Source organism: Streptomyces sp. NPDC037271, assembly GCF_055603605.1.
On sequence record NZ_JBVJVN010000016.1, the window covers coordinates 123,418 to 137,668 of the forward strand.

The following is a 14,251-nucleotide window of genomic DNA, read 5'->3' on the forward strand; positions in this document are numbered from 1 at the left end:
GGCAATCGCCCCTTGTTTCGGGAGTCTTCAACGCTTTGGCGATCTGTAGCCAGACTTGAAGGGGAATGGATGCGCAACCGTGATGCTGTTTGAGGTGTTCCGTTATCCGGACACTGGGTAACGGGGGCCGGACACGGACGAGTTGGGGCATCGAGGGCGAGACGGGATCTTACGCCCCCGTCTACGCGCGAAGATGTCCCCCGGTACCGGCGGGACCAGCCCCGCGACGGTCAGTACCGTCCTCCGGCCGGAGGGTATCCGTACCCGCCCGCCGGCGCCTGGGCGGGGGCGGCCGCATGGGCCTCGCGGTCGTAGAACGGGCGGGCGTGGGCACGCAGCCACATGGCGACCGGATCGTGGGCGTCGGTCATCGCCACCGTCGACACCGGCAGCCCGTCCGGCACCGCGCCGACGGACTGCTGCATCATTCCGCGCACCGCGTCGACGGCCGGCGGGGAGGTGTCGTACAAGTCGAGACCGATGGCGAGGTACGGCGCGCCCAGCGCCGGCTGCACCCAGGCGCGGCGCAGCGCGCGGACCGCCGGGGTGCGGTGGGCGTTCTGCGCGAGCAGGGCGTAGAACTGGGGGACCTCGATGGCCGGTTCGGACAGGCGCAGGGGGCCCGCCGGCTGGCGGTCCAGGCCGGAGGCGATGCGGCGCAGGTCGAGCCACGGGATGCCGACACCGCCGCCGGGGGCGTGCGGATTGAGCCACAGGCCGTAGTGGTCCGGGTAGAGGGCGCGGGCCACCTCCAGGCCGTCGACCACTTCGTACGACCGGTTCCAGCCGCTGGCCGACAGCTCCTGGGCGGAGGTGACGCAGGGCGCGTAGCCGTAGCCGTCGACCTCCATGTTCCCGTACTGGGCGTCGGGGGAGCCGGCCTGGCCGTGCCAGAGCAGCATCCAGACCTGGCCGGATGTGGGGGTGGCGAGCGCGCGCAGCAGGGCCTCGTAGGCGTCGTAGCGCCCGGGCGTCACCTGGCGCAGCATGTGCTCGACCTGTCCGGTCGTGGTGCCGCTGGCGCTCACGCGTATCGCCCCTTCGAGAAGTTCCCCGGTTGTGGAAACCAGCTTAAGGCTCCGCCGGTCGGGGGGCTCCTATGAGCTCGGGGCGTGCGGTTGTCCGGCGTCTGCGGCGCCGTTGTGGCTTGTCGCGCCCACGCGGCGGAGCCGCACATGTCAGAGCCCCGCGCCCCTCACCGGCGTCGGCCTCACCGGCGTTCTACAAGTCCCGGTCGTAGAACGGGCGGACGTTCGCCCGCATCCAGTCGCAGACCGGGTCCTGGGCCGCCTCCAGGAGGACCAGGTTGACCTGGTACTTCAGGGGAGCCCTGGTCAGGGCCCGGCCCAGGGCGTCCAGGGGGAGGGCGCGGGCGTCACCCTCCCAGTGGGTGAGTTCGACGCCGACGAACATGACGGGGTCGGCGGTCTCGACGGCGGCCATGCAGCGGCGGGCGGTGCGGACGACGCCGATCGCGGCGAACTCGGCGGAGGCGGCGGTGAGGAAGTCCACCGGGTCGTCCTGCCAGTCCGGCTCGAAGAGGCGGACCCGGCCGCCGGACGCGGGTCCGTCCAGCGGGGTGCGGCCGGCCCGGCACAGCTCGGCCACGGCGGGCGGCGGCAGCGGGATGCCGACCGCGCCGTCCGGGTTGACGGCGATGCCGACCTGCGGGGGCAGGCCGCGGGCGAACTCCGCGGCGGGGGCGACGGTGTACGCCATCTGCGCGCCGGCCACCTGGCGGAGCTGCTCCTCGGAGCTGAAGACCGGTACGTAGGCCTGGCCGTCGACCTCCAGGGAGGGCAGGTCGAGGGAGCCGCTGTGCGGGCCGCCGCCGTTCGGCAGGGGGATCCACAGGAAGCTGCGGCCGAGCACCTCCACGATCCGGCCGCCGGCGCCCGGCACTCCGAGGGAGGCGGACAACACCTCCTCCAGCTCGTTGCCGGGCCACCCGCCGTACGGGTGTTGCGCCTGTGCCGGGACGTCCATCTGCCTACCTACCGCCTGCCTGGTACCGCTGCTGTGACGGGAAAGGCTAACCCGTTCGGCCCCGCGGCCCTACGGTGCGTCACCCCGTGAAGGCGATACGGCGGAGCGTGTTGGCCGCCGCCCGGTCCAGGAGGACCGCCGAGGTGCAGCCGGCGGGCAGGGTGCCCTCGGTCACCGCGCGCAGCAGGCGGGTGTTGGCCGAGCGGTGCCGCAGGAACGCGTACCGCGACACGCCCCGGCCGCGCTCGCGCTGGCCGGCCAGGGCCTCGTCGGCCTCGACGTCGAGCAGCAGCAGGTGGAGTGTGCCGTCACGGCGGCGGGCCTCGCGGGCCAGCCAGCCGCGCACCCAGGCCTGGGTGCCGCAGTCGTGCACGACGACGCCCTCGCCGGAGCGCAGGGCCCTGCGCAGTCCGGCGTAGTGGGCGAGGCGGACGAGGGGGCGGTAGAGCCCGTACGGCACGAAGCGCGGCATGCGGCGGTCCCAGCGGTCCCGGGTGTCCTGGGAGTCGATGCGCGGTCCGCGCACGGTGCGCTCCATCAGCGTGGACTTCCCGCTGCCGGGCAGGCCGGTGATCACCACCAGGTCCCGGGGTCCGAAGAGCAGGGCGTGCGGGCTGCGGCCGTCCCGGTCCCGCAGATCGCGGACGACGGGTGCGGGCAGCTCGGCGCACGCCTGGGGTGCCGGGGCGACGGGCTGCTCGGGCAGCGCGAGACCGGAGGTGGTGGCGTACGCCGTGGTCCTGTTCACCGTGATCGTCCTCCCCTGGGGCGGTTCACGAGTTCCCATCCCCGTCGAGTGTAAAGAGAAGGTAATGCGCAGGTCTCGCGTTTTCGTGCGCTTACTGCCACAAGCCGGTTACAGATATCGGTCTGCCCACGGATCGGCGGGGCGTGCAATGATGGCGGCGCCAACTGCATACCGGCCGTTTGAATCCGCGCGGGAGAGTCCCCGGCCGCGCCGGGGCGCCGAAGGAGCAAGTCCCTCCCTTGAATCTCTCAGGCCCCGTTACCGCGCGGGCGAGGCACATCTGAAAAGCGGGCCGCCCCTCGACGGGCTGCCCCACCCAAGGTGCAAGTCCCGGCCACCGCGCTCCGGTGGCCGTGACGAACCTCTCAGGTTCCGATGACAGATGGGGAGGATCGACCTCGCCACGTCCTGTCCTGGGAGACGAACGACCGATGAGCAGTACCGAACTCCGCCGTACCGCGCTCGATGCCACGCATCGCGCGCTGGGCGCGACGATGACCGACTTCGCCGGCTGGGACATGCCCCTGCGCTACGGCTCCGAGCGGGACGAGCACGTCGCGGTGCGCACCCGGGCCGGGCTCTTCGACCTCTCCCACATGGGTGAGATCACGGTCACCGGGCCCCAGGCCGCCGACCTGCTGGACTACGCGCTGGTCGGCAACATCGGCAGCGTGAAGCCGGGCCGCGCCCGCTACACCATGATCTGCCGCGAGGACGGCGGCATCCTGGACGACCTGATCGTCTACCGCCTGGGCGACCAGGAGTACATGGTCGTCGCCAACGCCTCCAACGCCCAGGTGGTGCTGGACGCGCTGACCGGGCGCTCGGCCGGCTTCGACGCCGAGGTGCGCGACGACCGCGACGCCTACGCGCTGCTCGCCGTGCAGGGCCCCGAGTCCCCGGCGATCCTCGCGTCGCTGACCGACGCCGACCTGGACGGCCTGAAGTACTACGCCGGTCTGCCCGGCACCGTGGCCGGCGTCCCGGCACTCATCGCGCGCACCGGCTACACCGGCGAGGACGGCTTCGAGCTGTTCGTGAAGCCGGAGCACGCCGTCGGGCTGTGGCAGGCGCTGACCCGGGCGGGCGAGGGCGCCGGGCTGGTCCCGTGCGGACTGTCCTGCCGGGACACGCTCCGCCTGGAGGCGGGCATGCCGCTGTACGGGCACGAGCTGTCGACCGCGCTGACGCCCTTCGACGCCGGGCTCGGCCGGGTGGTGAAGTTCGAGAAGGAGGGCGACTTCGTCGGGCGCGCCGCGCTGACCGAGGCCGCCTCCCGGGCCGAGCAGAACCCGCCCCGCGTCCTGGTCGGCCTGGTCGCCGAGGGCCGCCGGGTGCCGCGCGCCGGGTACCAGGTCGTCGCCGGCGGCGAGGTCGTCGGCGAGGTCACCTCCGGGGCGCCGTCCCCGACGCTGGGCAAGCCGATCGCCATGGCGTACGTCGACCCCGCGCACGCGGCACCCGGCACCGCGGGTGTGGGCGTGGACATCCGGGGCAGCCACGAGCCGTACGAGGTCGTGGCGCTGCCGTTCTACAAGCGGCAGAAGTAGACACCGGGCGGACGGCGGCGCCCTCGTCGCCCCGCGCGTGTCCTCGTCGCCCCGCGCGTGTCCTCGCTGCTCACCAGCGGTTTCAGCAGCCCCTTCACCAGCAGCCCCCCGTCACCAGCACTCCCTCGCGTACAGGAGAATTCAGGCCATGAGCAACCCCCAGCAGCTGCGCTACAGCAAGGAGCACGAGTGGCTGTCGGGCGCCGAGGACGGCGCCTCGACGGTCGGCATCACGGAGCACGCGGCCAACGCACTCGGTGACGTCGTCTTCGTCCAGCTCCCCGAGGTCGGCGACTCGGTGTCCGCGGGCGAGACCTGCGGCGAACTGGAGTCGACCAAGTCGGTCTCCGACCTCTACTCCCCCGTCTCCGGCGAGGTCACCGAGGTCAACGAGGACGTCGTCAACGACCCGTCGCTGGTGAACAGCGCGCCCTTCGAGGGCGGCTGGCTGTTCAAGGTGCGGATCACGGACGAGCCGGCCGACCTGCTCTCCGCCGACGAGTACACCGCCTTCACCGCCGGCTGAGGAGTCACGGACCGCATGTCGCTTCTGAACACCCCCCTGCACGAGCTCGACCCCGACGTCGCCGCCGCCGTCGACGCCGAGCTGGACCGCCAGCAGTCCACCCTCGAGATGATCGCCTCGGAGAACTTCGCCCCGGTCGCGGTCATGGAGGCCCAGGGCTCGGTCCTCACCAACAAGTACGCCGAGGGCTACCCCGGCCGCCGCTACTACGGCGGCTGCGAGCACGTCGACGTGGTCGAGCAGATCGCCATCGACCGGGTCAAGGCGCTCTTCGGCGCCGAGCACGCCAACGTCCAGCCGCACTCGGGCGCCCAGGCCAACGCGGCCGCGATGTTCGCGCTGCTCAAGCCCGGCGACACGATCATGGGTCTGAACCTCGCCCACGGCGGGCACCTGACCCACGGCATGAAGATCAACTTCTCCGGCAAGCTCTACAACGTCGTCCCGTACCACGTCGGCGACGACGGCCAGGTCGACATGGCCGAGGTGGAGCGCCTCGCCAAGGAGACCCGGCCGAAGCTGATCGTGGCCGGCTGGTCGGCCTACCCGCGTCAGCTGGACTTCGCCGCGTTCCGCAAGGTCGCGGACGAGGTCGGCGCGTACCTGATGGTCGACATGGCGCACTTCGCCGGTCTGGTCGCGGCGGGCCTGCACCCGAACCCGGTGCCGCACGCCCACGTCGTCACCACCACCACCCACAAGACGCTGGGCGGCCCGCGCGGCGGTGTGATCCTCTCCACGGCCGAACTGGCCAAGAAGATCAACTCCGCCGTCTTCCCCGGTCAGCAGGGTGGCCCGCTGGAGCACGTGGTGGCCGCCAAGGCCGTCGCCTTCAAGGTCGCCGCGAGCGACGACTTCAAGGAGCGCCAGCGCCGTACGCTGGAAGGCGCCCGCATCCTGGCCGAGCGCCTGGTGAAGGACGACGCGAAGGCGGCGGGCGTCTCGGTGCTGACCGGCGGCACGGACGTCCACCTGGTCCTGGTCGACCTGCGCGACTCCGAGCTGGACGGACAGCAGGCCGAGGACCGCCTCCACGAGGTCGGCATCACGGTCAACCGCAACGCCGTCCCGAACGACCCGCGTCCGCCGATGGTGACCTCGGGTCTGCGCATCGGTACGCCGGCCCTGGCGACCCGCGGCTTCACGGCCGAGGACTTCGCCGAGGTCGCGGACGTGATCGCCGAGGCGCTGAAGCCGTCCTACGACGCCGAGGCCCTCAAGGCACGGGTGAAGACCCTGGCCGACAAGCACCCGCTGTACCCGGGTCTGGACAAGTAGCACCCCACGTGTTCAGGTGCGCCGTGCCCGCCACAAGCGGGCACGGCGCGTCCCACCCCGACCAAGCACCACCCTCTGCACCACCCCCGTTCTGAGGAGTCCCCGTGGCCATCTCGGTCTTCGACCTGTTCTCGATCGGCATCGGCCCGTCGAGCTCCCACACGGTCGGCCCGATGCGCGCGGCCCGCATGTTCGCCCGGCGCCTGCGCAACGAGGAGCTGCTCGGCTCCGTCGCCTCGGTCCGCGCCGAGCTGTACGGCTCGCTCGGTGCCACCGGCCACGGCCACGGCACGCCCAAGGCGGTGCTGCTCGGCCTGGAGGGCGACTCACCGCGCACGGTGGACGTGGAGACGGCGGACGAACGCGTCGAGACGATCAAAGCCTCGGGCCGCCTCCGCCTCCTCGGCGAGCGCGAGATCGCCTTCGCCTACGACGACGACATGGTGCTGCACCGCCGCAAGGCCCTCCCGTACCACGCCAACGGCATGACGCTGTGGGCGTACGACGCGGCCGGCGCGGAAGTGCTCTCGAAGACGTACTACTCGGTCGGCGGCGGCTTCGTCGTCGACGAGGAGGCGGTGGGCGCGGACCGCATCGTGCTCGACGACACGGTGCTGAAGTACCCCTTCCGCACCGGCGACGAGCTGCTGCGCCTGGCCCGGGAGACGGGCCTGTCCATCTCCGCCCTGATGCTGGAGAACGAGCGGGCCTGGCGCGACGAGGACGAGATCCGCGAGGGCCTGCTGGAGATCTGGCGCGTCATGCGGGCGTGCGTCGACCGGGGCATGTCCCGCGAGGGCATCCTGCCGGGCGGCCTCAAGGTCCGCCGCCGCGCCGCGAACACCGCGCGCAAACTGCGCTCGGAGGGCGACCCGCTGGCCCTGTCGATGGAGTGGATCACCCTCTACGCGATGGCCGTGAACGAGGAGAACGCCGCCGGCGGCCGGGTCGTCACGGCCCCGACGAACGGCGCGGCGGGCATCATCCCGGCGGTCCTGCACTACTACATGAACTTCGTCCCGGGCGCCGACGAGGACGGCGTGGTCCGCTTCCTCCTGGCCGCGGGCGCCATCGGCATGCTCTTCAAGGAGAACGCCTCCATCTCCGGCGCCGAGGTCGGCTGCCAGGGCGAGGTCGGCTCCGCCTGCTCCATGGCGGCCGGCGCGCTCGCCGAGGTGCTGGGCGGCACGCCGGAGCAGGTGGAGAACGCCGCCGAGATCGGCATGGAGCACAACCTCGGCCTGACCTGCGACCCGGTCGGCGGCCTGGTCCAGATCCCGTGCATCGAGCGCAACGGCATGGCCGCCGTCAAGGCGGTCACGGCGGCACGGATGGCGATGCGCGGCGACGGCTCCCACAAGGTGTCCCTCGACAAGGTCATCAAGACCATGAAGGAGACCGGCGCGGACATGTCGGTCAAGTACAAGGAGACGGCCCGGGGCGGGCTCGCGGTGAACATCATCGAGTGCTGAGGGTGCGGGCTTCGCCCAGCGCGGAGGCGCACCGGGCGGCCGGTCCCGACCACCTCGCACGGCGACCGGAGCCGCTGCCGGACGGGGAGCGGCCGGGGCTGGAAGCCGGCCCTGGCGGAGGCCGGCCACAGCCTCCCGGCGGCGGCCACGTGATCGCCGCGTCGGAGTGTCAGCCGTTCCCTGGGCTGTCCCCGAGGGGTTCGGGCAGGGTGAGGGCCGAGTGGGCGGGCTGTCCCTTCCCGGAGGGGATGGTGCTGAGTTCGCGGAGCCTGTTGTTGCGTCGCTCCAGGTCCTGGGGGGTGGTCGGGAAGAGGGTGGCACCGCCCGTGCCGACCAGTGCCTGGTTCATGGTGACGAACTCGCGGGTGCCGTGTTCGTAGGCGGCGAAGCCCGCGGCGTGGTCCTGGCGGGCCAGGGAGGCGGCGAGCATGTAGGCGCCGACGAGCGCGAGGCTGGTGCCCTGGCCGGTGAGGAACGAGGGCGCCCACGCGGCGTCGCCCACCAGTGCGACCCTGCCACTGGACCAGCGGGGCATACGGATCTGGCCGACCGCGTCGAAGAACAGGTCGTCCGCGTCGCGCATGGCGGCGATCATGCCCGGGATCTCCCACCCCGCGTCGGCGAAGACCGAGGCGACCAGCTCCTGCCGGGCTTCCGGGTCGCGGAGCGCGTCCCCTGGCGGTTGTGGGCGGGCGAAGTTCAGGAAGGCGTGCACTTCGTCGTCGTCCCCCACCGCGTAGAGCGCCGCGGCCCTGCCCGGGCTGTTCCACATCACGGTCTCGTGCGAGAGCGCGAGGGTGTTGGGCATCGTGAACACGGCGAAGCAGTAGCCGAGGTAGTGGTGGAACCGGTCTTCGGGTCCGAACAGCATCTCCCGGGTACGTGAGTGCACGCCGTCCGCGGCGACCACCACGTCGAAGGTACGCCGGCCGCCCCCGCGGAAGGTGACGTCGACCCCGTGGCCCGACTGGTCGAGGGTGTCGATGGAGTCGTCGAACAGGAACTCCACGTCGTCGCGGACCGCCGTGTAGAGCGCGTCGGACAGGTCCCCGCGCCGCACCTCCAGGTCCCGTCCCGCGGCGCCGCCGGTGACGGTGTGCGGATGGAGCGAGGCCACTTCGCTGCCGTCGCCCTCGAGGAAGGTCAGCCGGCGCAGGTCGATGTGCGCGTCCCGCAGTCGCGGCAGGATGCCCATCCTCTCCACGACGTCCAGTGCGGTGCCGCGCACGTCGACGGGATAACCACCGCCTCGGAGTGCGGGCGCCTTCTCGACCACCGTGACCGCGTGTCCACAGCGGTTCAGCCAGAACGCCAGGGCGGGGCCCGCGATGCTGGCCCCCGAGATCAGGACCGTGCGCCTCGGCGTGGTGCGGGTGTCTGCCGGCTGATCGGTGCGGGTCATGCCTTGACTCCTTTGCTCATGGTGCGGGTGACAAGCAGGGCCAGCGCCGTGACGGCGCCGGCGATGACGAAGCCGGTGACGTAGGCCGATTCGGCCGCGACATCCGCTCCGGACGGAGTCGCGGCGGTGAGGAGCGCGCCGCCGAGCTGCCCGCCCACGGCGTAACCGAGCACGCGGCTCACCAGGACCAGGCTGGTGGCGATGCCGGTGTCGCTCCGGTCGACGGCCGTGGCGGTGCTGGTCATCATCGCCGTGACGCACAGACCGTTGGCCAGCGCGATCAGCGCCTTGCCGACGACGAGGTGCCAGACCTCGGTGTGCACGGCTGCCAGGGCGGCCAGGGAGACGGCCATCATGACCACTCCGGCCGTGACGACGGCACGTGAGCCGAAACGCCGGTCCCCGATCCCGCCGAGCGGCCCGGCCAGCGACGCGGCGATGGCGCCGGGCAGCAGGAAGAAACCGATCTGGGTGGCGCTGGCCCCGAATCCGTATCCGTCGCCGGTCTCGTCGAACAGCTGCGGAACGAGATAGACCCCCATCGAGGTACCGAGGCATATCACGAACGTCAGCGCGCACGCCTTCCATATCGCGGGCCGTGCCAGCATGCGCAGATCGATCATCGGCGAGGCCGCACGCCGTTCGACGGCCACCCATCCGGTGACGAAGGCGGCCAGAGCCACGAGGAGGGCGCCGAGCACGAGGGGCTGCGAGACGAGGTCGGGCGCCAGCGCGAGTACGAGCATGAGCGTGACCAGCGTCCCGCTCAGGAGGAGCAGGCCGGGCCAGTCGATCCCGGCGTCGTCCGACCGGCCCGGCGGATCAGTCGGCATCAGCCGGTTCACCAGCAGGGTGGCCCCGATGACCGCGAGCGTCGGCAGCGCGAACATCCAGTGCCGGGAGAGCGCTTCCGCCACGGGCCCGGCCGACAGCGTTCCCGCCATCCCGCCCCCGACGAACAGTCCGCTGACCACCCCGATGGCCACCTTCGACTCTCCCGCGGGAAGGTGTTTGCGCACCACGATGAACGACAGGGGCAGCGCGCCCACCATCGCCCCCTGGAGTACCTGGCCGAGCAGCAGCACGGGCAGGTTCGGCGCCAGGGCGGACACCAGACCGCCGGCACAGACCACCGCCATCAGCCGGATCAGGATCCGTTTCCCGCCGTAGCGGTCGCCGAACTTGCCCGCCAGCGGTGTGATGAGCGCGCCGGTGATGAGGAGCACGATGCTGAGCAGCGCCCCTTCGGAGGGGCTCATGTCCAGCTCGCGTTGCAGGAGCGGAAGCGTCGGTGTCACCACCGACTCCAGGGCACCGGTGGCGAGTGCCAGTATGCCGAGGGCCCCGACGGCTGCCTTCCCGATGCGGACGGGGGGAGCCAGAGTGTCGGTCATGAACGTCCTTTCCTTCGTTGCCGGGCGGGTGGAAGGGGGGCGGCAGGCGTGGCGCTGCCGTGTCGCGGCCCGCGCCACAAGCCGGCCAGGGCCGTCGCGGCACCATGCGCCCGCTGCTCTGCGGCCCTGGGCCCCGAGAGGTCGTACGGGGCGGGAGCCGGCGTGGGGCCGGCCGTCGCGCCGTACGCACGTGCTACGACCAGCGGCGCAGCGCCGCTCGCGCCGGCAGCGTGACCGCGAGCAGTGCCAGGCCGACGCCGGCGGCCGCGAAGGATCCGTACATCAGCGGGGGCACGTACGGCCCCTCGCCGGTCGTGCCGCGCATCATCGGGATGAGCGTGGCCGCGGCGATCGCGGAGCCGAGGACCACGCCCACCGTGGAGACCAGCAGGCCCTCCCAGCCGAGCATCGTCAGCACCTGGCGCCGGGTGGAGCCGACCAGGCGCAGTGTGCCCAGCTCGCGGCGGCGGTCGAGGACCGTCATCACCAGGGTGTTGGCGGCGGCGACGGCGGCGAAGCCGCCGAGGACCGCGGCCATGGTGTTGTTCATCCAGGCGCCCAGCTCGGCGTCGAGGTTCCGCTCGGTGGCGTAGCCGGAGGCGTCGGTGACCTCGCCCAGGGCGCTGAGTGACGTCTCCGAGCCGCCCCTCACCAGCAACGTGTCGTCGAAGCCCGAGGTGACATGCCCGGCGAGGGACGCCCGGTCCATGGTCACCGTGGCCAGGCCGAGGCCTCGGCCGTAGACGGCGACGATCTCGGGGCCGGCCTCGGTGCCGTCGGGAAGGTAGAGCGGGAGCCGGTCGCCGACGCCGGCGTCCGCCGCGTTCGCGAGGGTCTTGTCGATGGCGATCCGGCCCTCGCCGAGCCGGTCGAGACTGCCTTCGCGTACGTCCAGGTCCTGCACCTTCGCGAGCTCGGCGCCGGAGCCGCTGACACCCTGGGTCGCCGCGCCCAGCAGTGACGTGAACTCGCCGGAGCCGGTCGGCACCAGCACCCGCGTGTTCAGCAGGCCGACGGCCGCGTCCACGCCCGGCGCGCGGGCGGCCCGTGCCACCGCGTCCACGGGGAGCCCGGCCGGGTGCGTGACCACGTGGTCCGCGGTGACGCCCGCGCGCAGCTGCTTGTCGGCGGCGTGGGTCTCGCTGGTGTGCATGAACACGAGGGTCGAGGCGAAGGCCATGGCGAGGACGATCGGAGTGATCGCGGAGGCGAGGCGGCGGGCGTTGGTACGGGAGTTGGCGGCCGCGAGCTGCGCGGCCGGGCCCGCGCCCCGCAGGGGGAGGCCGAACAGGCCCGCGCACAGCCGCGCCACCAGCGGGCCGAGCAGCGCGACGGCCAGCATGAAGAGCATGACGACGCCGAGGGCGGCGCCGGCCGCGTCACCTCCCGTGGAGCCGGCGGAGACGCCGGTGAGGACTCCACCGCCGACGAGGGCGCCCACGCCCAGCACCGTACGGACCAGGCCGGGCCGCAGCCGCTCCACCGACGCCTCGGCGAGCGCCTGTCCCGGTTTGATCCTCGCGGGCCGACGCCCGGCCGCCCAGCCGGCGGCGAGGGCGGTGAGCAGTCCCGTGGCGACCGCGGCGAGGAGAGGCAGCCCGGAGACGTGCAGGTCCACGGCGCGCGGGATCGCACCGCGGTCCTGCAGCTGCCCGAACCACCAGTGCGCGAGCCCGATGCCGGGCAGGCAGCCGGTGATCCCGGCGAGCGGCGCGACGAGCAGTGCCTCGGAGGCGACCGCGCGCCGGACCTGCCTCGGGGTGGCGCCGACGGCGCGCAGCAGCGCGAATTCGCGGGCCCGCTGGGACACGGACAGGGTCACGGTCCCGGCCGCGGTGAGGATCGCGACGATGGTGGCGATGCCGCCGAAGGAGCCGCCGATTCCGAAGAGCGTGACCTTGGCGTAGCCGAGGCCCGGGTCCTCGACGGCACCGCGGTCGTCGCCGGTGTGCACCTGGGCTCCGGAGCCGGCCAGGGCCTTCCTCACGGAGTCGGCGAGGGTCTCGGCATCTGTGCCGTGCTCGGCCAGCACGGCGATGGCGTCGGCCTTGCCGGGGTGTCCGGCGAGCGTGGGGGCCTGGGCGTCGGCGAACCAGGCGAGGGCGCCGGCGGCTCCGGTGTTCCGGGCCGTGTCCTCGGATCCGGCCCTGGCGACGCCGGCCACGCGGAAGTCCTGCTGCCCGGCGGCGGTCCGCAGCACCACGGTGTCACCGACGGCGGCCTTCGCGGCGCGGGCCGTGGCCGCGTCGAGCACGACTTCGCCCCGGTGGGGCGCGGAGCCGGTGGTCAGCGCGGTCCCGGTGAAGAGGTGCGAGCCCCAGCCGTGTGCGGTGAGCACACCGCCCGGGACGGGCAGTTCGCGTGCGCCGGGGTCCACGCCTTCGTCCGCCGCGCGCACCGGGAAGGTGAAGTCCGGGACGGCGGTGGCCGCGCCCGGCGCCTCGGCGGCCTTCGCCACCAGCCCGGCGTCCACGCGTGCGGTGTCCGGCAGCGGGACCGCCTCCTTCTCACGGTCCTCACCGCTGCCCGTGACGACGTACTCGTACTGGTCCGCGGCCGCGACGACCGGCGCCTTCGCGTACCGCTCCGGCGGCACCGACGCGCGCAGGCTGGTCTCGAGCAGGATTCCGCAGGTCGAGACGATCAGCGCGGACATCAGCAGCGCAAGGAAGGTCCCCGCGAAGGACGCGGGCCTGAAGCGGACGGCCTCCCGGGCGAGTCCGTTGGGGAGCCTCATGCCGCCGCACCCGCCATCACGCCCGTACGGGAGGTGAGCACGGCCATCCGTGCCGCGATCTGCTCCGCCGAGCCACGCTCCAGGCCGTCGGCGAAGGCGCCGTCGGCGAGGAACAGCACTTGGTCGGCCCAGGCGGCCGCGGCCGGGTCGTGGGTGACCATGACGACGGTGGCGCCGAGGGCGTCCACCGCGTGCCGGAGCAGGCCGAGGACCTCGGCGGCGGTGCCGGTGTCGAGGGCGCCGGTGGGCTCGTCGGCGAAGATCACGTCCGGGCTGGTGACCAGGGCGCGGGCGACGGCCACGCGCTGCTGCTGGCCGCCGGAGAGCTCGCCGGGCCGGCGCCGGGCCTTGTCGGCGAGCCCGACCTGGGCGAGCACCGCGGCCGCCCGGCCGCGGTCCTGGCGCTGCCCGGCGAGGCGCACGGGCAGCAGGACGTTCTGCTCCACGGTCAGTGACGGCAGCAGGTTGAACGCCTGGAAGACGAAGCCGAGGCGGCTGCGGCGGAGCTCGGTGAGCTCGGTCTCGTTCATACCGGTGATCTCCGTACCGCCGAGGCGCACGGATCCCGCCGACGGCCGGTCGAGCCCGGCGGCGCACTGCAGGAAGGTGGACTTGCCGGACCCGGACGGGCCCATGACCGCGGTGAACGTGCCGCGCGGGAGGGCGAGGTCGACGCCCGCGAGGGCGTGCACGGAGCCCGCGCCGCGGCCGTACTGCCGCCGGACACCGCGCAGTTCGACGGCGAGACCGGGTGTGCCCGGTGTGGTTGCCGGGGCCTCCGGTCGGTCGTCCGCCTTCTGACGCTTGCGGCTGCGTAGCCTCATGTTCCGCCCTCTCGCGATGTTCTCGTGCCTACGAGAGGGAGAGTGCGGGGACGGCTGCGCGCCGGGCGTCATACCCGGGAGCCAATGTGGAGGTGCTACCACGGTAGGGGGTGGAGGAGGGGCTGGCCCTGCCTCCGCCTCCGCCCGGGGCTGCCGGCGAGGGGCGGATCCAGCGGACTGCGCCCCGGCCTGCACCGGCACGGGGCGCCCCGGCTCGGAGCTCGGCGCAGGGCCGGCCCGGCTGCCGCCGGCGCGGCGTGCGGGGATTCGTCCGTTGCCGCCCTGTGCCGGGGCCCGGAGCGCGGCCCGGCGGGGAGCCGTCTCTCTGGCGGGG

Annotated in this window: 11 protein-coding genes and 2 riboswitches; of the genes, 4 read left to right on the plus strand and 7 right to left on the minus strand. The window is 73.0% G+C overall.

All coding sequences use genetic code 11. From position 1 onward, the window contains the following. Positions 1-230: 230 nt before the first annotated feature. From ACZ7G3_RS25125 to ACZ7G3_RS25135, 3 genes are all read right to left on the minus strand, one after another. The gene (locus ACZ7G3_RS25125; protein WP_470928324.1) at positions 231-1,028 is read right to left on the minus strand and encodes an enhanced serine sensitivity protein SseB C-terminal domain-containing protein; all 798 of its coding nucleotides are present in this window, start codon (positions 1,026-1,028) and stop codon (positions 231-233) included. Positions 1,029-1,221: 193 nt separating this feature from the next. Then, positions 1,222-1,986: an enhanced serine sensitivity protein SseB gene (locus tag ACZ7G3_RS25130; RefSeq protein WP_470928325.1), complete on the minus strand. Its 765-nt coding sequence runs from the start codon at positions 1,984-1,986 to the stop codon at positions 1,222-1,224. A gap of 79 nt (positions 1,987-2,065) precedes the next feature. After that, complete coding sequence (locus tag ACZ7G3_RS25135) at positions 2,066-2,734, minus strand: AAA family ATPase (RefSeq protein ID WP_426600282.1); 669 nt, start codon at positions 2,732-2,734, stop codon at positions 2,066-2,068. Positions 2,735-2,914: 180 nt separating this feature from the next. After that, a riboswitch (glycine riboswitch) is annotated at positions 2,915-3,008 on the plus strand. Further along, a riboswitch (glycine riboswitch) is annotated at positions 3,009-3,126 on the plus strand. A 39-nt stretch (positions 3,127-3,165) separates the two neighbouring features. On the opposite strand from ACZ7G3_RS25135, the gene gcvT reads away from it, so the two are divergent. The 4 genes from gcvT (at position 3,166) to ACZ7G3_RS25155 (ending at position 7,560) form a co-directional block, all read left to right on the plus strand. Further along, entirely contained in the window at positions 3,166-4,284 is a 1,119-nt protein-coding gene (gene gcvT, locus ACZ7G3_RS25140; protein ID WP_470928326.1) for a glycine cleavage system aminomethyltransferase GcvT, read from the plus strand. A 148-nt stretch (positions 4,285-4,432) separates the two neighbouring features. After that, positions 4,433-4,810, plus strand: a complete 378-nt coding sequence (gene gcvH, locus ACZ7G3_RS25145; RefSeq protein WP_053137363.1) for a glycine cleavage system protein GcvH — start codon at positions 4,433-4,435, stop codon at positions 4,808-4,810. A 15-nt stretch (positions 4,811-4,825) separates the two neighbouring features. Beyond that, positions 4,826-6,088, plus strand: coding sequence for a serine hydroxymethyltransferase (glyA, locus tag ACZ7G3_RS25150; RefSeq protein WP_470928327.1), 1,263 nt, complete (start codon positions 4,826-4,828; stop codon positions 6,086-6,088). A gap of 104 nt (positions 6,089-6,192) precedes the next feature. After that, on the plus strand, positions 6,193-7,560 hold the full coding sequence (locus ACZ7G3_RS25155) for an L-serine ammonia-lyase (RefSeq protein ID WP_470928328.1): 1,368 nt from the start codon (positions 6,193-6,195) through the stop codon (positions 7,558-7,560). A gap of 169 nt (positions 7,561-7,729) precedes the next feature. On the opposite strand, the gene ACZ7G3_RS25160 is transcribed toward ACZ7G3_RS25155, so the two are convergent. From ACZ7G3_RS25160 to ACZ7G3_RS25175, 4 genes are all read right to left on the minus strand, one after another. Continuing rightward, positions 7,730-8,962 (minus strand): FAD-dependent monooxygenase, encoded by a 1,233-nt coding sequence (locus tag ACZ7G3_RS25160; protein ID WP_470928329.1) that lies wholly within the window; start codon positions 8,960-8,962, stop codon positions 7,730-7,732. Beyond that, complete coding sequence (locus tag ACZ7G3_RS25165; protein ID WP_470928330.1) at positions 8,959-10,356, minus strand: MFS transporter; 1,398 nt, start codon at positions 10,354-10,356, stop codon at positions 8,959-8,961. The genes ACZ7G3_RS25160 and ACZ7G3_RS25165 overlap by 4 nt, the downstream gene beginning before the upstream one ends. A 193-nt stretch (positions 10,357-10,549) precedes the next feature. Then, entirely contained in the window at positions 10,550-13,093 is a 2,544-nt protein-coding gene (locus tag ACZ7G3_RS25170; RefSeq protein WP_470928331.1) for an ABC transporter permease, read from the minus strand. After that, positions 13,090-13,917, minus strand: a complete 828-nt coding sequence (locus ACZ7G3_RS25175) for an ABC transporter ATP-binding protein (protein WP_470928332.1) — start codon at positions 13,915-13,917, stop codon at positions 13,090-13,092. Before ACZ7G3_RS25175 ends, ACZ7G3_RS25170 begins: the two co-directional genes overlap by 4 nt. Between the last annotated feature and the right edge of the window lie 334 nt (positions 13,918-14,251).

Bases quoted from the DNA above. Each gene is read 5' to 3' on its own strand.
- ACZ7G3_RS25130 (WP_470928325.1), bottom strand. From the start codon at position 1,986: ATGGACGTCCCGGCACAGGCGCAACACCCGTACGGCGGGTGGCCCGGC.
- gcvT (WP_470928326.1), top strand. From the start codon at position 3,166: ATGAGCAGTACCGAACTCCGCCGTACCGCGCTCGATGCCACGCATCGC.
- gcvH (WP_053137363.1), top strand. From the start codon at position 4,433: ATGAGCAACCCCCAGCAGCTGCGCTACAGCAAGGAGCACGAGTGGCTG.
- glyA (WP_470928327.1), top strand. From the start codon at position 4,826: ATGTCGCTTCTGAACACCCCCCTGCACGAGCTCGACCCCGACGTCGCC.
- ACZ7G3_RS25160 (WP_470928329.1), bottom strand. From the start codon at position 8,962: ATGACCCGCACCGATCAGCCGGCAGACACCCGCACCACGCCGAGGCGC.
- ACZ7G3_RS25165 (WP_470928330.1), bottom strand. From the start codon at position 10,356: ATGACCGACACTCTGGCTCCCCCCGTCCGCATCGGGAAGGCAGCCGTC.
- ACZ7G3_RS25170 (WP_470928331.1), bottom strand. From the start codon at position 13,093: ATGAGGCTCCCCAACGGACTCGCCCGGGAGGCCGTCCGCTTCAGGCCC.
- ACZ7G3_RS25175 (WP_470928332.1), bottom strand. From the start codon at position 13,917: ATGAGGCTACGCAGCCGCAAGCGTCAGAAGGCGGACGACCGACCGGAG.